Annotated in this window: 17 protein-coding genes and 1 pseudogene; 13 read left to right on the top strand and 5 right to left on the bottom strand. The window is 60.6% G+C overall.

Annotated features, from left to right (window positions below):
* Positions 1–49 precede the first annotated feature (49 nt).
* From katG to AC3RCP_RS21635, 5 genes and pseudogenes are all read left to right on the top strand, one after another.
* Entirely contained in the window at positions 50–2,314 is a 2,265-nt protein-coding gene (katG, locus tag AC3RCP_RS21655) for a catalase/peroxidase HPI (protein WP_492570889.1), read from the top strand.
* A 467-nt stretch (positions 2,315–2,781) separates the two neighbouring features.
* Positions 2,782–3,111, top strand: a pseudogene (locus AC3RCP_RS21650) (esterase/lipase family protein); the annotation flags it as partial.
* On the top strand, positions 3,111–3,356 hold the full coding sequence (locus AC3RCP_RS21645) for a hypothetical protein (RefSeq protein ID WP_492570890.1): 246 nt from the start codon (positions 3,111–3,113) through the stop codon (positions 3,354–3,356). The pseudogene AC3RCP_RS21650 and the gene AC3RCP_RS21645, both read left to right, overlap by 1 nt.
* Before the next feature lie 123 nt (positions 3,357–3,479).
* A complete protein-coding gene (locus AC3RCP_RS21640) occupies positions 3,480–4,139 on the top strand; it encodes a T6SS immunity protein Tli4 family protein (protein WP_492570891.1) in 660 nt (219 codons plus the stop codon).
* Between the two features lie 73 nt (positions 4,140–4,212).
* The gene (locus tag AC3RCP_RS21635) at positions 4,213–4,473 is read left to right on the top strand and encodes a PAAR domain-containing protein (protein ID WP_053261975.1); all 261 of its coding nucleotides are present in this window, start codon (positions 4,213–4,215) and stop codon (positions 4,471–4,473) included.
* A gap of 198 nt (positions 4,474–4,671) precedes the next feature.
* Here the strand turns inward: AC3RCP_RS21635 and AC3RCP_RS21630 are convergent, their stop codons facing one another.
* A complete protein-coding gene (locus AC3RCP_RS21630) occupies positions 4,672–5,565 on the bottom strand; it encodes an NAD(P)/FAD-dependent oxidoreductase (protein WP_492570892.1) in 894 nt (297 codons plus the stop codon).
* Positions 5,566–5,672: 107 nt separating this feature from the next.
* On the opposite strand from AC3RCP_RS21630, the gene AC3RCP_RS21625 reads away from it, so the two are divergent.
* Positions 5,673–6,320 carry a TetR/AcrR family transcriptional regulator gene (locus AC3RCP_RS21625; protein WP_009044753.1) on the top strand — a complete coding sequence of 216 codons (648 nt, stop codon included), beginning with the start codon at positions 5,673–5,675 and terminating at the stop codon, positions 6,318–6,320.
* Between the two features lie 280 nt (positions 6,321–6,600).
* Here AC3RCP_RS21625 and AC3RCP_RS21620 read toward each other — a convergent pair whose 3' ends face one another.
* The gene (locus tag AC3RCP_RS21620) at positions 6,601–7,188 is read right to left on the bottom strand and encodes a TetR/AcrR family transcriptional regulator (RefSeq protein ID WP_009044752.1); all 588 of its coding nucleotides are present in this window, start codon (positions 7,186–7,188) and stop codon (positions 6,601–6,603) included.
* Positions 7,189–7,335: 147 nt separating this feature from the next.
* Here AC3RCP_RS21620 and AC3RCP_RS21615 point away from each other — a divergent pair, with 147 nt between their 5' ends.
* The 5 genes from AC3RCP_RS21615 (at position 7,336) to AC3RCP_RS21595 (ending at position 12,089) form a co-directional block, all read left to right on the top strand.
* Positions 7,336–8,436 (top strand): alkene reductase, encoded by a 1,101-nt coding sequence (locus tag AC3RCP_RS21615; protein ID WP_492570893.1) that lies wholly within the window; start codon positions 7,336–7,338, stop codon positions 8,434–8,436.
* Positions 8,437–8,508: 72 nt separating this feature from the next.
* Entirely contained in the window at positions 8,509–9,297 is a 789-nt protein-coding gene (locus tag AC3RCP_RS21610; RefSeq protein ID WP_492570894.1) for an SDR family NAD(P)-dependent oxidoreductase, read from the top strand.
* 47 nt (positions 9,298–9,344) lie between these two features.
* Entirely contained in the window at positions 9,345–10,214 is an 870-nt protein-coding gene (locus AC3RCP_RS21605) for an alpha/beta fold hydrolase (RefSeq protein WP_492570895.1), read from the top strand.
* Between the two features lie 76 nt (positions 10,215–10,290).
* Positions 10,291–11,289 (top strand): NADP-dependent oxidoreductase, encoded by a 999-nt coding sequence (locus AC3RCP_RS21600; RefSeq protein WP_492570896.1) that lies wholly within the window; start codon positions 10,291–10,293, stop codon positions 11,287–11,289.
* Between the two features lie 449 nt (positions 11,290–11,738).
* Positions 11,739–12,089, top strand: coding sequence for a BON domain-containing protein (locus AC3RCP_RS21595; protein WP_101338568.1), 351 nt, complete (start codon positions 11,739–11,741; stop codon positions 12,087–12,089).
* A gap of 193 nt (positions 12,090–12,282) precedes the next feature.
* Here AC3RCP_RS21595 and argC read toward each other — a convergent pair whose 3' ends face one another.
* Complete coding sequence (argC, locus tag AC3RCP_RS21590) at positions 12,283–13,209, bottom strand: N-acetyl-gamma-glutamyl-phosphate reductase (protein ID WP_492570897.1); 927 nt, start codon at positions 13,207–13,209, stop codon at positions 12,283–12,285.
* A 113-nt stretch (positions 13,210–13,322) separates the two neighbouring features.
* Between argC and AC3RCP_RS21585 the strand changes: the two genes are divergently transcribed.
* Positions 13,323–14,207 carry a LysR family transcriptional regulator gene (locus AC3RCP_RS21585; protein ID WP_087091721.1) on the top strand — a complete coding sequence of 295 codons (885 nt, stop codon included), beginning with the start codon at positions 13,323–13,325 and terminating at the stop codon, positions 14,205–14,207.
* Between the two features lie 12 nt (positions 14,208–14,219).
* On the opposite strand, the gene AC3RCP_RS21580 is transcribed toward AC3RCP_RS21585, so the two are convergent.
* Positions 14,220–14,591 carry a PH domain-containing protein gene (locus tag AC3RCP_RS21580; protein ID WP_009044741.1) on the bottom strand — a complete coding sequence of 124 codons (372 nt, stop codon included), beginning with the start codon at positions 14,589–14,591 and terminating at the stop codon, positions 14,220–14,222.
* A gap of 270 nt (positions 14,592–14,861) precedes the next feature.
* On the opposite strand from AC3RCP_RS21580, the gene AC3RCP_RS21575 reads away from it, so the two are divergent.
* Positions 14,862–15,278 carry a T6SS amidase immunity protein Tai4 family protein gene (locus AC3RCP_RS21575; RefSeq protein ID WP_492570898.1) on the top strand — a complete coding sequence of 139 codons (417 nt, stop codon included), beginning with the start codon at positions 14,862–14,864 and terminating at the stop codon, positions 15,276–15,278.
* Between the two features lie 53 nt (positions 15,279–15,331).
* On the opposite strand, the gene AC3RCP_RS21570 is transcribed toward AC3RCP_RS21575, so the two are convergent.
* Positions 15,332–16,594 carry an OprD family porin gene (locus AC3RCP_RS21570; protein ID WP_492570899.1) on the bottom strand — a complete coding sequence of 421 codons (1,263 nt, stop codon included), beginning with the start codon at positions 16,592–16,594 and terminating at the stop codon, positions 15,332–15,334.
* Positions 16,595–16,633 lie beyond the last annotated feature (39 nt).

Below are 16,633 nucleotides of genomic sequence, written 5' to 3'. Positions count from 1 at the left end.
GCCCATCCGGGGCGGATAGCTGGATGAATACGACCAAAGGTAGCTCCTCATGGCAAACGAATCGAAATGCCCGTTCAACCATGCCGCCGGCGGTGGGGTAACCAACCGCGACTGGTGGCCGAACCAACTGAACCTGAAGATCCTGCACCAGCACTCGTCCCTGTCCGACCCCATGGGCGAGGACTTCAACTATGCCGAAGCCTTCAAGCGCCTGGATTTCCAGGCCCTGAAACAAGACCTGCATGCGCTGATGACCGACTCCCAGGACTGGTGGCCCGCCGACTTCGGCCACTATGGGCCGCTGTTTATCCGCATGGCCTGGCACAGCGCCGGGACCTACCGCGTCGGTGACGGCCGTGGCGGCGCCGGTTCCGGCCAGCAGCGTTTCGCCCCGCTCAACAGCTGGCCGGACAACGTCAGCCTCGACAAGGCGCGCCGGCTGCTGTGGCCGATCAAACAGAAGTACGGCCGCAACATCTCCTGGGCCGACCTGATCGTGCTTACCGGCAACGTCGCCCTGGAATCCATGGGCTTCAAGACCTTCGGTTTTTCCGGCGGTCGCCCGGACGCCTGGGAGCCGGACGAAGACGTCTATTGGGGCTCGGAAAACAAATGGCTGGGCGGCGACACCCGCTACGGCAAACCGGATAAAGCCGCCATGCAAGAACCCGGCGAGGGCCAACTGGTGGCCGAGCCTGGCAATGAAGAAAGCCGCACCGACCAGGGGCGCAACCTGGAAAACCCCCTGGCCGCGGTGCAGATGGGCCTGATCTATGTGAACCCCGAAGGCCCCGAGGGCAACCCGGACCCGGTGGCCGCCGGGGTAGATATCCGCGAAACCTTCGCCCGAATGGCGATGAACGACGAAGAAACCGTGGCCCTGATCGCCGGCGGCCACGCCTTCGGCAAGACCCACGGCGCCGGCCCCGCCGACAATGTCGGCGCCGAACCCGAAGCCGCCGGCCTGGAACTGCAGGGCCTGGGCTGGAAGAGCACCTTCGGCAGCGGCAAGGGCGCCGACACCATCACCAGCGGCCTGGAAGTGATCTGGACCACCACGCCCACCCGCTGGAGCAACAACTACCTGGAAAACCTGTTCGGCTTCGAGTGGGAACTGACCAAGAGCCCGGCGGGCGCGCACCAGTGGACGCCCAAAGGTGGCGCCGGCGCCGGCATCATCCCCGATGCCCACGACCCCTCCAAGCGACGCAACCCGACCATGCTGACCACCGACCTGTCGCTGCGCTTCGACCCGATCTACGAGCCGATCTCGCGACGCTTCCTGGCGAACCCCGATCAGCTGGCCGACGCCTTCGCCCGCGCCTGGTTCAAGCTGATCCACCGCGACATGGGCCCGCTCTCGCGTTACCTCGGCCCGGAACTGCCCCATGAAGAACTGCTGTGGCAAGACCCGATCCCCGCGGTGGACCATGCCCTGGTCAACGACAGCGATATCGCCACACTCAAGGCCAAATTGCTGGCCTCGGGCCTGTCGGTGTCGCAACTGGTGTCCACCGCCTGGGCGGCAGCTTCCAGCTTCCGTGGCTCCGACAAACGCGGCGGCGCCAACGGCGGGCGCCTGCGCCTGGCCCCGCAAAAGGACTGGCCAGTCAACCAGCCCGAGCAACTGGCCAAGGTGCTGGCGACCCTCGAAGGGGTCCAGAAGGACTTCAACAGTGCGCAATCCGGTGGCAAGAAAGTCTCCCTGGCCGACCTGATCGTGCTCGGCGGTAGCGCCGGCATCGAACAGGCCGCGAAAAACGCCGGCCTCGACATCAGCGTGCCGTTTTCCCCAGGGCGCATGGACGCTAGCCAGGAGCAGACGGACGTCGAGTCGTTCGGCTACCTCGAACCCATCGCCGATGGCTTTCGCAACTACCTCAAGACCCGCTACGCGGTACCGGCCGAAGCGCTGCTGATCGACAAGGCGCAACTGCTGACCCTCACCGCCCCCCAAATGACGGTGCTGATCGGCGGCCTGCGCGTGCTCGACATCAACGTCGGCCACACCCCCCACGGCGTCTTCACCACACGGCCGGGCGCGCTGACCAACGACTTCTTCGTCAACCTGCTGGACATGGGCGTGGAATGGAAACCTGTCTCCGACGCCCAACAAGAGTTCGAAGCCCGCGACCGCAAGACCGGCCAGGTCAAATGGACCGGCACCCGCGTCGACCTGGTCTTCGGCTCCAACGCCCAGTTGCGGGCATTGGCCGAGGTCTATGCCAGCGCGGATGGGCAGGGGCAGTTCGTGCAGGACTTTGTCGCGGCCTGGGTCAAGGTGATGAATCTGGATCGGTTTGATCTGAGGTGAGGGGAAGCGCCTTGAGGTCTGGAAACAGGGCTCTCGACCCGATGGTTCAGGTCGGGGGCACCAGGCCGGAGGTAGGCGCCTCATAAACCATTCGGTGTTTTTGAAAGTTGCTGACGCCTCCCAGTGTGGAGGCGTTTTTTTGTCCGAGGGGAAGGTAGCGGTGACTGTTCGCGGGGTGGAGATTGCCTGGGCTCATTGGGACAGAACGGGGGATATCCATCTCTTGATAGGTGTCGATGACCTGTCCTTTCTCTGACTGCTCAAGTGCATTTGATCTGATCAGGATCAGGTTTTCCTTACGGCAATTTTGGATAATTCCTACCCCTATACCTTCGTCTCTTTGGGTATGGTGGCAAGCCTGATTTGGACGCCTGATGTGGCGGCCACAGGCCCATCAGATCGGGCGTCGAGAACATGCAAACGGTGTGAGTGCGGAGTTGACCCTCGTGCATTTTTACAAATAGGTTGCTGCCGTCAAGGATGATGAGAACGGCAGTTACAACGGTTGGTTCCGCCGTGGCCTGCCTGCTGTGGTCGAAGGTCCGCTACGGTTTGCCGTGACACAGGAGTCATCTGGCAGCGGTGGGGACGGGACCGTTCCCACCGACTCCGGACTGGCCCCCGGCAGAGCCGGCATCAAGGCCAGCTTCCGCCAGGGCGGCAAGGGCGTCGGGCAGTACAACACCGACAAAGGCTACGAACATCAAAAAAGCTACAACGACAAACGTGCCCAATGGGCCACTCTCTATGGCGTTATCAAGATTGCCCAGCATGCTGACTGGGCAGGAGGTTCATGATGCGCCGGCGTCAGTTCTTCGCTGTTCTTGGCATGGTCGCCTTGACCAGTATCACCAGTTGCACATCATTCTCCTCTTCTCGGAACCCTTCCATGGACAAGACCGGATGGATTACCCATTGCTTTGGCAGATTCCTGATTGATTTGCCGCCCCAGGCGGAAATTAGAGCGGGGTACTATCTCTGGGGCGACAACATCGAAGCGCTCGATGAAACACCGGTCACTCTGGCTGCCAGAATTAATTAGCGTGAACAGGAACTGAAGGCCCAACTGCATAGAAGGCAACAAGGCAGTCTGTTTCTTCGCCGACTAGACCTAGGGGGGAACTCGACGGGACTGCTTTCCTGGAAATCCAATGCTAGTACAGCGATGTATCTATTGGATGCTTATGCTGTTTCCAAACCGACTTGGCGTGCTTACCGTTGGATGGGCGGTGTATCGAAAAGCCTTGAAGCGCAGGGTATTGAAAGTGCGACTTCTCTGGCCCACAGCCTACGTTCTCGTGAAGTCGACGAGATTCCCTCTGAGCCTGGTTTTTGTATTGACCGAGCCTATATCGCGGGTAACAGCTTTCAAGGTGAGCGTTTCGATATCGGCGTGACCTTCCCGGATCATCCCGGCGCCCACTTCGAATTCACTTCTAGCACCGGAGCAGAAGAGAACCGTCTGCTGGATCGAGTGAGTGGTTTCCTCGCAGGTGCCGCCAGGATGGTGCTGGGGATCGAGACCCTGCGCAAAAGGGAGCGTGGTGGACCGGTTCCGGCCGACGAATACCTGTTGGCCAGTACTGACAAGGGGCAGCGTATCTATACCTTTGCCTGGGAAACCCAGGGCAAGGGTGGCTCGATCATCGAACCCAATATCTCCGCCGCGCTCGGTGTACTTCAACGTAGCCCCGACAGCAACGGCAGGCTGCCAGCGCCGCCATTCAAATCAGACAAAGAAGCGCTGGCGTTCTGGGACACCATCATCGGCTCCGTCCGCCTGCGCCCGGTGTCTTCGCATGACGGTAATACAGCAGGTTCCTGAATATTTATCCTTCGGAGGGCGCAAGGCCCAAGGAGAGAGGAGTGTTTGTGAGTACAACGGAAAAGGAGCAGACATGGACATCATCCGACTCGGCGATTCCACCAGTCACGGTGGAACCGTGATCGAAGCGTTCAACCAGACCGACCTGAACGGCAAACCCATGGCCGGGGTCGGGCACAAGGTCACCTGCCCTCTATGCAAAGGTGTGTTTCCTATTGCCGAGGGCAGTGCCTTGCTGGATGTCGGCGGTGTTCCCGTGGCGCTCCATGGAATGAAAACCGCCTGTGGCGCCAGCCTGATCGCCAGCGGGCCCAAAGGCGACGCCGGGAGTTAGTCAGGTAGAGGGTGGGTAGCTACACGGACTTGCCCACCCGTTTGCATTCGACCTGCCATGACATCTCCTCGTTTTGATTCGTTCTTAACTAGCGAAAGACAACCGCTCCCTACCATTGCGTCAAACTCGACGATCCGTGCTTCACCGCGCCAACCTCTGCGAAGGCGACGACGCAACCGGAGAAGGGAATCTGTGCTCTCAAACCAGCATCGACTGCTGGGCGAAGATACCCGCCATCGCGCCTTGCCATGATGCCGTGGTGACCGATGCCATGAGGGGGTTTGCCAGGTCGCCGGCAGCGTAGATGCCAGGCATGCTGGTTTCGCGGCGCTCGTCGACCTTGAGGGCGATGCCCAGGGGTGTATCGACCGTGTCGAGGCCCAGCGATTCATGCAGGCGTGCGGACGGCTTGTTGCGCGGATGGGCGAACAGGATGTCGACCGCGACAGAGGGGCCGGCGTCGAGCCTGACGGTGGCGTTATGGCTCTCGTCATGGTCGATTTCGGTGAGTCGGCCATCGACGACAGGGATGCCGCGGCGCGTCAGATCGGCCCGGATGTCGGGTGGAATGTCGTGACCATTGGCGAAGACCGTCAATGTGTCGGTCCAGTCGTGGTACAGCTTGACGTAGTTGTGCGACGGCGGGCCGGACCAGACGAGGCCCCAATGCCGGCCGGCAACTTCAAAGCCGTCGCAATAGGGGCAGGGCACGATGGAGGAGCCCCAGCCTTCGGCAAAGCCGGGAACTTCAGGCATCTGGTCGGCGACGCCATAGCTCAGGATCAGGCGGCGCGCCCTGAGGCTTTCGCCATCGCCAGTGAGGACGGAGAAATCGTCGATGACGCCGGAGATGCTCTCGGCCCGCGCAGTGGCCAGCCTGACCGTGGGATAGCGCGCCAGCTGCTGCCGCGCCTCGGCCAGGATCTCCAGCGGTGGCTTGTGGTCGTGGCCGAGCAGGCCATGCGAGTGGTCGGCGAAGCGATTGCGCGGCAGGCCGGTGTCGAGAACGGTGACCTTGCGCCGGGCACGGCCGAGCTGCAAGGCGGCGGCAAGACCGGCAAAACTGCCGCCGATGATGATGACGTCATTCATGGTGATGGGCTCCGCGCTGTGGATGAAGGGAGATCGGCTTGCACACTTAAGATACTTTGGAGTACCCTAATTCAAGAATTAGAATACTGTCAAGTACTGGAATTTTTATGAGCGAAAACAGCCAGAGCCGGCGCGGCCGGCCCGCCAACGAGGCGCTTGGCCAAACGATAGCCGACGCCGCGTGCGAACTTTTTGTGGAATTGGGTTTTCAAGCGACGACCATGGATAAGGTCGCCAAGCGGGCGAAGATATCCAAGCTAAGCATCTATCGGCACTTCGAGAACAAGGAGGCGCTGTTCAGCGCGGCCATCGCGGCCCACTGCCAGCAGTTTGCACCTCAGGCCCTTTTTGAAGGTGTCGACGGTTCGGCCGAAGATCAGCTCATGGCGGTGGGATCAACCCTGCTTCGCACGCTGTTGAGCCCGGACGTGCGCAGTGTCGAAGCCATGATCATGGCCGACAAGACCAATCAAAAGTCGTTAAGCAAGCGCCAATATGAAGCCGGCCCCGCCTATGTCATCGCCCAAATCGAGGCCCTGTTGCGTCAGTTGCACGCGAAGGCGGTTCTGAACGTGCCCGATCCTCTACGGTCAGCTCGCTTGTTTGCCGCGCTTTTCAAAGGGTCCGATCTTCTGATTATCGCGCGCTTCGATGAGGCGAGAGCCGAGGACGATAACGAAATCGAATCCTATTGCCGGTCGGCCGTCGCCATGTTCATCGCCGCGCACGGTGGCAACGACCATGCGGGCGGATAAGCATTTGATTGCTCCGGGCAGCTTGGCCTGGGCGGTCGTCCAGGCGCTTCGTCATATTGGGCTGGCGCGCGTCAATATGGCGACAGTATCGAAACGTTGCTTTGGTGGATCAATGGCAGCCCTCGGAAAACCCTAAACTACGAAACGCCCGCTGAACGATTTAGCCAGTCTGTTGCATCGACCGGTTGAACCCACAGCCAGAAGCGGGCATTCGTTCGTGTTGGCCAACGACGAAATGAAAGCGAGTCAGCACGCGTTGTGCGACATCCATCTATCTCCTCTACGACTGAGTCTGCGATTGGCTAGATAATGATTCGGTCATTTGCGCGTGACACACCGCCAGAATCTCATCGGCCAGCGCCGAGTCGTCAGGACAGGCGCGCGACAAGATGATCGCCCCGACCGCGCGCGCCAGCAGGTCGATCATTTTCACCCTCGCTTCACCCGGCGCCGCATCCGGCCCGGTCGGGTATTTTTCGCCGAGCGTTTGCAATGTGCGCTCGATGCCTTCGGCGAATGCCGACTTCAAATCGTCCGACTGACGCGCCGCGTCACCGCACAACGCCGCCATGGTGCAACCCGTGGCGCGCCCATCGCGATGATCCCTGGACACATACACATCGATGAAATCCTTCACGCTCAATTCTTCGGCGCTGGCAAGTGACTGCGCAAGGCTGTTAGCCGAGGCTTCGGCCATCAGGTCCGCCTTCGAACCGAAATGTTTGTAGAAACCGCCATGGGTGAAACCGGCGGCGGCCATCAAGTCGGCCACGCCGACACCGTCAAAACCGCGCTCGCGAAACATGATTGAGGCCGTTTCGACGATGTGCTCCCGATTTAGCTGGGCCTGAGCCTTGGACACTCGCATGGGAAATACCTCGCTACCGCTGGAAATTCATCGGCTGATGATACATAGATGTTGACCATAATCAAAATCGTTGACAGTTTAGATTTCGATCATCATCCTAATAGCAAGCGACCTGACCATTTCCCAACGGACACGGAACAAACACCCATGAGCGACCTGAATCTGTTTACCCCTTACACGCTTGGCGCGCTGACGCTGGCGAATCGCGTGGTTCTCGCGCCACTGACGCGCAATCGCGCAGGCAAAGGCTTTGTGCCGAGCGAGTTCGCGGCTGCCTATTACGGCCAGAGGGCCAGCGCGGGCTTGCTGATTTCCGAAGCCTCGCAGATCTCGCAGCAGGGGCAGGGCTATCAGGACACCCCGGGCATTTACACGCAGCCGCAGATAGAGGGATGGCGCAAGGTGACCGATGCCGTGCACGCCAAGGGCGGGAGAATTTTCCTGCAGTTGTGGCATGTGGGCCGCGTATCCCATGTGGATCTGCAACAGCACGGCGCGGCGCCGGTAGCCCCTTCCGCGCTTCGTCCTGCGACCAAGGTGTTCGTCAACAATCGCTTCGAGGACGTTTCCGAGCCGCGAGCGCTGGAGACTGACGAACTGCCGGGCATCGTCGACGATTTCCGCCAAGCGGCGGCAAACGCCATTGCGGCAGGCTTCGACGGCGTGGAAATCCATGGTGCAAACGGCTATTTGCTGGACCAGTTCATCAAGGACGGCTCCAACCAGCGTACGGATGCGTACGGCGGCTCGATCGCCAACCGTGCGCGCCTGCTGCTGGAAGTGACGGCCGCCGTGGTCGCCGAAATTGGCGCTGATCGCACGGGCATCCGCCTTTCGCCTGTCTCGCCGGCCAATGGCATATCGAGCAGTGACCCACAGGCTCAGTTCGATTACATCGTCGAGCAACTCAATGCTCTGGACATCGTTTATCTGCACGTCGTCGAAGGCGCGACCGGTGGGCCACGCGATGTGGCGCCCTTTGATTTCGATGCCTTGCGCCGGCGCTTCAAGAACACTTACATCGCCAACAACGGCTATGACCTGGACCTGGCCACGGCACGCCTTGCGCATGACAAGGCTGACCTGATCGCCTTTGGCCGTCCATTTATCGGCAACCCTGATCTGGTGGAGCGGCTCAAGACCGGTGCGCCACTGTCCGCCTTCGACCCCACCACGCTCTACGGCGGCGGTGCGGCGGGATACATCGACTACCCGACGCTTGCCGAATCAAGCGCTGCCGCGAACTAGGCACTGGCCGATCGAGCCTGGTTTTACTCGTGCATCAATCCCCATCCATGTTCCCGAACAAGAGCTGACATCATGACGACTCGCCCCACCGTTCTCATCACTGGCGCTTCCACCGGCATCGGCGCGGTTTACGCCGAGCGTTTCGCCCAACGCGGGCATGCTCTGGTGTTGGTCGCCCGCGACCACTCGCGGCTGGAGACGCTCGCCGCAACGTTGCGTGGCGAACACAACGTCGCCATTGAAGTGCTTCCGGCCGACCTGACTCAACTCAGCGACCTGCACATCGTCGAAGCACGCCTGCGGGATGACGAGCGCATCGGCATCCTCGTCAACAATGCCGGCGTCGCACAGTCCGGCCACTTCATCGAGCAAAGCACCGACAGCGTTGCACAACTGGTGGCCCTCAACACCACCGCGCTGGTGCGGCTCGCCAGCGCCATCGCGCCACGCCTGGCCAAGGCAGGTGAAGGCGCGATCATCAACATCGGTTCGGTGGTGGGGCTGGCGCCGGAGTTCGGCATGTCGGTCTACGGGGCGACCAAGGCGTTTGTGCTATTCCTTTCCCAAGGCCTGAGCCTGGAACTTTCGCCGCAGGGTGTTTATGTGCAAGCCGTACTGCCCGCCGCCACCCGCACGGAGATTTGGGATCGCGCCGGTATCGACATCAACACCTTGAGCGAAATCATGGAAGTGGGTGATCTGGTCGATGCCGCACTGGTTGGTTTCGACCGTCGCGAACCGGTGACCATTCCTCCGTTGCAAGAAGGCGAGCGCTGGGATGCCTTGCAAGCCGCGCGCCAGGGGCTTTTGTCGCAGATCAGGCAATCCGCCGTGGCGCAACGCTATTTGACTCAGGTCTGAACCCTGTCGAGCAGGTCGGCCTCGCCCCGCAATCGGAGGGAATAAACATGACCCCCATGGCTAGCAGCAATCACCCGGGTTCGCAGCCGTCATTTATCAATGCGGTGAACCAGTCGGTTCTGATTGGCGGGATACCCTTCGCCTATCGTGACCTGGGACCCAAGACGGAGGTTCCGCTGGTCATGTTTAACCATTGGGGGGCCGTGCTGGATAACTTTGACCCCCGCATCGTCGACGGTCTGGCAAAAAACCGGCGTGTCATCACGACCGATTACCGCGGTATCGGTGGCTCGGGTGGCTCCGCGCCATTGACCGTCGGTGAAATGGCTGACGATGCCATCGGCCTGATTCGTGCGCTGGGTTTTGACCAGGTTGACTTGCTCGGTTTTTCACTCGGTGGCTTCATCGCTCAAGACATCGCCCTGAAAGCTCCCGAACGAGTGCGCAGATTGATCCTCACCGGAAGCGGACCGGCCGGTGGCACAGGCATCGACAGCCTCGGTTCGGTGACCTGGCCCTTGATGATCAAAGGTTTGCTGACGCTGCGAGACCCCAAGTTCTACCTGTTCTTTACCACCACGGCCAATGGCCAACGCGCCGCGTCCGAGTATCTGCAACGTTTGAAAGAGCGCCAGGAAGATCGGGACAAAGGCCCGACACCCCGCGCGTTTCTACGGCAGTTCAAAGCCATTACCGCGTGGGGCAGGCAGGCCTCGCAAGATCTCGGTCGCCTGCGGATGCCGACCCTGATCGTCAACGGGGACAACGACATCATGGTGCCCACCGTGAACTCGATCGAGCTGGCGCAGCGAATCCCCAACGCGCAACTGATCATTTATCAGGACGCCGGGCACGGCAGCATTTTCCAGTACCACACCGATTTCGTGGCCAAGGCCGTGGCGTTCCTCGACGCCTGACGGCCTGCACGTCTAATCGCATCAAGGTTGCCGTGGCCGCGCCCATTCTCACTTCACCGACAAGAGTATCTGCAACATGAAGGCATTTTTTATCGACCGCTACGGCAAGCAGGACGGAGTGCTTGGCGAAGTGCCCGACCCAGCGGTCGGTGTGCATGACGTTCTGATCCAGGTGCATGCAACGAGCGTGAACCCGTTGGACTCAAAGATCAGAACGGGGGAGTTCAAGTTGATCCTGCCCTATACCTTTCCATTGGTATTGGGCAACGACCTGGCCGGAGTTGTTGTTCGCACAGGATCGGCGGTGAAGCGATTCAAGCCAGGAGACGAAGTCTATGCCCGTCCTCCCGAGGCCCGGATCGGCACCTTTGCCGAACTGATCGCCGTGAACGAAAGCTCGCTCGCGCTGAAACCCTCGAATCTCGATATGGCCGAAGCGGCTTCCATTCCCTTGGCCGCCTTGACGGCCTGGCAGGCGCTGGTTGAGACCGCCCAGGTGAAAAAGGGCCAGAAGGTGTTGATTCATGCCGGATCCGGCGGTGTCGGCACGCTTGCCATCCAGCTCGCCAAACACCTCGGCGCCTTCGTTGCGACCACCACCAGCACGGCGAATGTCGAATGGGTGAAAGCACTCGGGGCGGATGTGGTCATCGATTACAAACAGCAGGATTTTGCAAACGAGTTACGTGATTTCGACGTGGTGTTGAACAGCCTCGGCGCCGATGTACTGGAGAACTCGCTCAAGGTTCTCAAGGCTGGCGGACAGCTCATTTCCCTTTCGGGGCCGCCGACCGCGCAATTTGCCCAAGAGCAAGGTTTGTCCTGGGTGCTGGGGCAAGTCATGCGCCTGCTGAGCAGCGGTATTCGCAGAAAAGCCCGCAAGCACGGGGTGAACTATACCTTTTTGTTTATGCGCGCCGACGGGATGCAACTGCAGAAAATCACCTCGCTTATCGAGGCTGGCGTCATCAAACCGGTCATCGATCGTTCCTTCCCTTTTGAATCGATTGCAGAGGCGTTGCGGTACATCGAGCAGGGCCGATCAAAAGGCAAAGTCACCGTCACAATCAAATAGCGCACTACAAAACATGTCGGTAGATAACCTAGACGCCACCCAGTATCAGGCTCCCGCGCCTGAACCAGAGTCGCCGCCCACCATGCCCACACAGGAGCCGTTGCCACCGAAAGTCGTGCCTGCAGAAAAGCCGACGATCATCTGGCGCAGTTTGCTGCTTGAGCAGTAACGAGAAATGCTTCATTGCAATTGAAACGATGCTTGCTGCGTCACCGGTTTCCAGCGAATGGCAAGTTCGCCGAAAACCGCCATTCACGAAAGGGCCATCGGACGACCAGAACCCCCGCGCACCAAGCCCCGCCAGCCGCCGAACTATAATTAACAAGCACCCCATCTGCCTGGCGAGTACCGCTGCGCCCATCGGTTACCCAGCAAGCTCACCCGCCCGGCAGAGGGCAGTCCAACCAATGGGACGGGACGCCCAACTGATGACACGAGAGGGACCCGCCATGAAACTTCATTCCTTCCAGCATTACTCCCATGGCCTGGAAATGGCCGTTCACGATGCATGGGTCACCACCAAGGTGAGGTCGGCCCTGACCTTTGCCGAATCGACCCGTGGTTTGCCTATCCATGTCAAAACCCATGCCGGCATGGTTACCTTGAGCGGTCGGCTCAACACCCATAAACAGTGTGAGCAGGCTGTCAGCCTGACCCGTGGGGTACACGGCGTCGCCGGCATCGATGCCAGCGATTTGCAGACCCATATGTTCACGCCGGGAAGCCTGCCCGAAGCGCCCAACGCCGAAGAGAGCAGCGAATACCCTTCGCCGTCGGCGACGAAGAGGGACGACAAATGACCAAGGCGAAGGCTTGAGCGTCGCGCCGGGAGGCCAGGGCGGCGCAGGGTTCGCTAGCCTTTTCGGCGGGGCCTCAGGAGGATCGCCAGCACGTTGAAAGCCCTGCCCGGTCGGGTGGGGCTTTCTCTCAGTTGCCAAAGGGTTGCACCCAGCCAGGCTGTATCTGACCCGTTGCAATGCGCAGGCAGTCCCTTCAGCCCAGCGCGGCCAGCATCAAATCCAGATTCTCCACCGCCGCCCCTGCCGCGCCTTTGCCCAGGTTGTCGAACACCGCCGCCAGCAACACCTGGCCCTCACCCTCGAACACCATCAAGCGCATAGCGTCGCTATCGTTCAGCGCCCGCGGATCAAGCCCCGTGAGTTCTTGTGCATGCCGAAGCGACATCACCTGTACACAACCGCTCCCGGCGTAGTGCTGCTCCAGGCAGGTCTGGATACGCGTGGCGTCCACGCCTGGAGCGAGCAGGCGCAGCTGTAGAGGAATGGTCAGCACAATGCCCTGGCGAAACGCACCGTAGGCCGGGACGAACAGCGGCCGTTCGCTCAGGCCACTGTGTTGTTGGATTTCCGGCACATGCTTGTGGGCCAGGCCCAGGCCGTAGACCTGGAAAGGGGCGGTTTGGGAAGCATTCGGCCCTTCGTGGGCTTTGACCGCGGCGCGGCCGCCGCCGGAGTAACCGGAGATGGCGTTGATGCTGATCGGGTAGTCCTTCGGCAGCAGTCCGGCTTGCAGCAAGGGGCGCAGCAGGCCGATGGCGCCAGTGGGGTAGCAGCCGGGGTTGCTCACGCGCTTGGAGGTGGCGATGCGTTGTGCCTGTTGCGGGTGCATCTGGGCGAAACCGTAGGTCCAGTGGGGGTGGGTGCGGTGCGCCGAGCTGGCGTCGATCACCCGCACCGCCGGGTTGCGAATACTGGCGACCGCATCACGGGCGGCGGCGTCGGGCAGGCAGAGCAGGGCGATGTCGCAGGCGTTGATGGCTTCGGCGCGACGTTGCGGGTCTTTGCGCTGGTCGGCGGCGAGGGTCAGCAGGTGCAGGTCGCTGCGGCCTTGCAGGCGCTGGTGGATCTGCAACCCGGTGGTGCCCTGGTCGCCGTCGATAAATACGAGGGGTGTGCTCATGCTGTGTGCTCGCAAGCGGGAATAGATTGGGCAAATCTTCCGGCTGAAGCTGAAATAGAGAAAGTTGAATTTAATAACGCTAAGATTCAGTTTTTCTGAATCTGGAGCAGGCCATGCGTGAGATCAGCCTCGACCGGCTGCGCACCCTGGTGGCGATTGTCGACCTGGGGTCCTTTGCCGAAGCGGCCCGCGCGCTGAACCTGGCGCCGCCCACGGTCAGCCTGCATATCGCCGACCTGGAGGCGCGGGTGGGCGGCTCGCTGTTGTCGCGCACCCGCGGTCGGGTGCAGCCGTCGGCCATTGGCGAAACCCTGGTGGAACGGGCGCGGCGGCTGTTGGCCGATGCCGAGCAGGCGCTGGAGGATGTGCAGCGCCAGGTGCTGGGCCTGGCCGGGCGGGTGCGCCTGGGGGCGTCCACCGGCGCCATTGCCCAATTGCTGCCCCAGGCCCTGGAAACCCTTGGCCAACGCCATCCGGGCATCGACCTGCAGGTGGCGGTACTGACCTCCCAGGAGAGTTTGAAGAAGCTCGCCGAAGGTTCGCTGGATATTGGCCTGGTGGCCTTGCCGCAAACCCCGGTCAAGGGTTTGCGCATCGAGCCCTGGCGCAAGGACCCGGTCATGGCTTTCCTGCCGGCCCGCTGGCAATGCCCCGATCCGGTGACGCCGCAATGGCTGGCCGCCCAGCCGCTGATCCTCAACGACCACAGCACCCGGCTGTCGCGCCTGACTTCGGAGTGGTTCGCACTGGGCGGCCAGCAGCCCACGGCGCGCATCCAGCTCAACTACAACGACGCGATCAAGAGCCTGGTGGCCGCCGGTTATGGCGCCACCTTGCTGCCCCACGAAGCCGCCACGCCGCTGCCCGACACCCGGATCGCCATGCGCCCGTTGCAGCCGCCGCTGTGGCGCCAGCTGGGCATTGCCCATCGGGACGGCGACGTGGAGCGCTCGACCCAGCATGTGCTGGAGGTGCTGTGGGGGCTGAGCGCCGATTGATAACGGAGCGCCTTAGCCCAGCAGGTGCCTGGAAATGTGCTTCGAGATTTCCACCATCGAAGTCTTGCCGGTGAATTCAAACTTCACCTGGCCCAGCGATGAAAAGTAGATCTCCAGCTCGGAGTCCAGGTCGAAGGTGCCGGAGGTTTCCACCGAGTAGGCAACGATGTTTTTGTAGGGCAGGGAGGTGAAATCCTTTTTGCTGCCGGTGATGCCCTGCACGTTGACCGCGATGATGCGCTTGTTGGTAAACACCACGCCGTCGCGCATGGCTTTATAGGCGTCGATCACCTGCTCGCCTTCCAGCAACAGGTCGCTGACCCGCTCGGCGTATTCGTCGTTTTGCTTGAGCTTGAAGAAGCCTTTGTTGTTGAAGTCGATCATGGGGAGCGTCCTTATTTTTGAAGTAATATTCCAGGTTTTTGCTAGCTGTTAAGGCGTATCGGACCCGGCTCAGGTTCCATCGCCGCTTGGGTACAGCGTTATACCAAGAGTTTGCTGGTAGCAGATACCAGTTAAGGCGATGTCTCTGATGGCCTTTGAATTATTCTGATCGACTTTTAACTGGAATTAATAATTCATGAGGTAGCTACTACTTTGGATTGCACATGATTCTCGGCATCACTGGAAGAGCAACTATTAGGAACTGAAAGGATGAAACGGATTTTAGCGGTATGGCTGTTGATTGCCGGCAACATGGGGAGTGTTGCCTATGCTGGGGGCGATATTACAGCGGCCCGGCAGTCGTTGAAGAATTACGGCCTTGGCTATTGCATCGTTAATCAGTTCAAAAATGAGTCCGATGTGAAGAGCGATATAGAGTCGGCTATTGGCGCCTATTCCTTCATGGGGAGTGGTATGCACACCATTCTTCAGAGTGAAGATACCCTGGAGACTCTGCATAATCCTTATGATGCAACGACGAATTTTGTATTCTCCATGTATGAGAAAACCCAAGCCAGTAGCAAATATACGGATAAGAAAGTCGTGTTTTATGCCTGCCTCGATATCTATAACTCCAAGGCACTCGACGACTTTATCAAGATACAGGACCCGTACATTACACAATGATGGGTAAAGAACTGGCCGAGCGCGATATCCCATATCGCGCTCGCCACCCTGCCTTAAAACAACTTCCAGCTATAACTCAGCAACAACCGGTTCTCATTGATATCGGTCCGATAATTCGAGCGCGCCAGCACATTGCGCACCTTGATCCCCAGCCCGCCCAACGGGCCGGACTGGATCACGTAACCGATATCCAGGTCGCGCTCCCAGTCCTTGCCTTCATAACCCTTGCCGGTGTCGACGTTGTCGCCGCGGATGTAACGCACGGTGCTGGTCAGGCCGGGCAGGCCGCGGGCGGCGAAGTCGTAGTCGTAGCGCAGTTGCCAGGAGCGTTCGTCGGTGTAGGCGAACTCGTAGGTGGGCACTTCGTTGCCCAGCGGGGTGATGTTGGCGAAGACCCGGGGAAAGGCGCTGTCGCCGAACATGCCCTGGTAGCCGACATAAAAGGTGTGGCCACTGCGCTTGGCCGATAGCAGGGAGAAGAAGGCCTGGTTGTCGATGGCGCCGAGCAGCTGTTTGCCGTCTTCTTCGCTGTCGTAGTAGCCGAGGTTGGCGCCGAGTATCCAGTTGCCCAGCGGCTGGCTGTGTTTCAGGCCGAGGAAGCGCTGGTGGTAGATGTCTTCCAGCTGGCCGTACCAGGCGCTGACGCTGCTGCGTTTGTCGTTGAAGGCGTAGTCGGCGCCGGCGTAGTTGAAGGCGTCGCTGCTGACGGCGCGTTTCGGTACGTGGCCGAGCATGGCTTGCAGTTTGCCGTCGCCGGATTCGTTGCGCAGGCTGGTGGAGCGCAGGCGGCCGCCTTGCAGGGTCAGGCCGTCGATGTCGTTGGAGACGATGCTCGCGCCCTGGTAGGACGGCGGCAGCAGGCGGATGTCGCTGAAGCTGAGTACCGGCAGGTTGGGTTGCAGTTCGCCGATGCGCAGCTCGCTTTTTGCCAGGCGCAGTTTCAGTGCCAGGCCGAGGCGGCTGTAGTTGTCGGCGGCTTCGCCATCCTCCTGCACCGGCAGTAGGCCGCTGTTGACCCGGCCCTTGCCGCTGTCGAGCTTGAGCCCCAGGGTGCCGATGGCATCCAGGCCTAGGCCTAGGGTGCCGGGGGTGTAGCCGGACTTGAGGTTGAGGATAAAACCCTGGGCCCATTCCTGGGCCATGGACTGCTCGGTGCCGCGGATATCCGAATAGTCGCGGCTGAAGAAGTAGTTGCGGGCCTGGAGGGTGGCGGTGGCGTCCTTGATAAAACCGCCTTCTGCGGCCAGCAGCGGCTGGGGCGCGCTCAGGCACACCGCGCTGGTGCCCAGCGCGGCGAGGGTCTTTGCAGGTTTCATTGCTTTTACTCTTATTGTTATGGAAAGCAGTTCACTGCC

Source organism: Pseudomonas sp. GW822-FHT05A08 (assembly GCF_058800485.1).
The sequence above is the reverse complement of the archived record's forward strand: the minus strand, read 5'-3'. Positions and strand labels throughout refer to the sequence as shown.

Excerpts from the sequence above, each read along its gene's own strand:
- katG (WP_492570889.1), top strand. The coding sequence starts at position 50 with ATGGCAAACGAATCGAAATGCCCGTTCAACCATGCCGCCGGCGGTGGG.
- AC3RCP_RS21645 (WP_492570890.1), top strand. The coding sequence starts at position 3,111 with ATGCGCCGGCGTCAGTTCTTCGCTGTTCTTGGCATGGTCGCCTTGACC.
- AC3RCP_RS21640 (WP_492570891.1), top strand. The coding sequence starts at position 3,480 with ATGTATCTATTGGATGCTTATGCTGTTTCCAAACCGACTTGGCGTGCT.
- AC3RCP_RS21635 (WP_053261975.1), top strand. The coding sequence starts at position 4,213 with ATGGACATCATCCGACTCGGCGATTCCACCAGTCACGGTGGAACCGTG.
- AC3RCP_RS21630 (WP_492570892.1), bottom strand. The coding sequence starts at position 5,565 with ATGAATGACGTCATCATCATCGGCGGCAGTTTTGCCGGTCTTGCCGCC.
- AC3RCP_RS21625 (WP_009044753.1), top strand. The coding sequence starts at position 5,673 with ATGAGCGAAAACAGCCAGAGCCGGCGCGGCCGGCCCGCCAACGAGGCG.
- AC3RCP_RS21620 (WP_009044752.1), bottom strand. The coding sequence starts at position 7,188 with ATGCGAGTGTCCAAGGCTCAGGCCCAGCTAAATCGGGAGCACATCGTC.
- AC3RCP_RS21615 (WP_492570893.1), top strand. The coding sequence starts at position 7,336 with ATGAGCGACCTGAATCTGTTTACCCCTTACACGCTTGGCGCGCTGACG.
- AC3RCP_RS21610 (WP_492570894.1), top strand. The coding sequence starts at position 8,509 with ATGACGACTCGCCCCACCGTTCTCATCACTGGCGCTTCCACCGGCATC.
- AC3RCP_RS21605 (WP_492570895.1), top strand. The coding sequence starts at position 9,345 with ATGACCCCCATGGCTAGCAGCAATCACCCGGGTTCGCAGCCGTCATTT.
- AC3RCP_RS21600 (WP_492570896.1), top strand. The coding sequence starts at position 10,291 with ATGAAGGCATTTTTTATCGACCGCTACGGCAAGCAGGACGGAGTGCTT.
- AC3RCP_RS21595 (WP_101338568.1), top strand. The coding sequence starts at position 11,739 with ATGAAACTTCATTCCTTCCAGCATTACTCCCATGGCCTGGAAATGGCC.
- argC (WP_492570897.1), bottom strand. The coding sequence starts at position 13,209 with ATGAGCACACCCCTCGTATTTATCGACGGCGACCAGGGCACCACCGGG.
- AC3RCP_RS21585 (WP_087091721.1), top strand. The coding sequence starts at position 13,323 with ATGCGTGAGATCAGCCTCGACCGGCTGCGCACCCTGGTGGCGATTGTC.
- AC3RCP_RS21580 (WP_009044741.1), bottom strand. The coding sequence starts at position 14,591 with ATGATCGACTTCAACAACAAAGGCTTCTTCAAGCTCAAGCAAAACGAC.
- AC3RCP_RS21575 (WP_492570898.1), top strand. The coding sequence starts at position 14,862 with ATGAAACGGATTTTAGCGGTATGGCTGTTGATTGCCGGCAACATGGGG.
- AC3RCP_RS21570 (WP_492570899.1), bottom strand. The coding sequence starts at position 16,594 with ATGAAACCTGCAAAGACCCTCGCCGCGCTGGGCACCAGCGCGGTGTGC.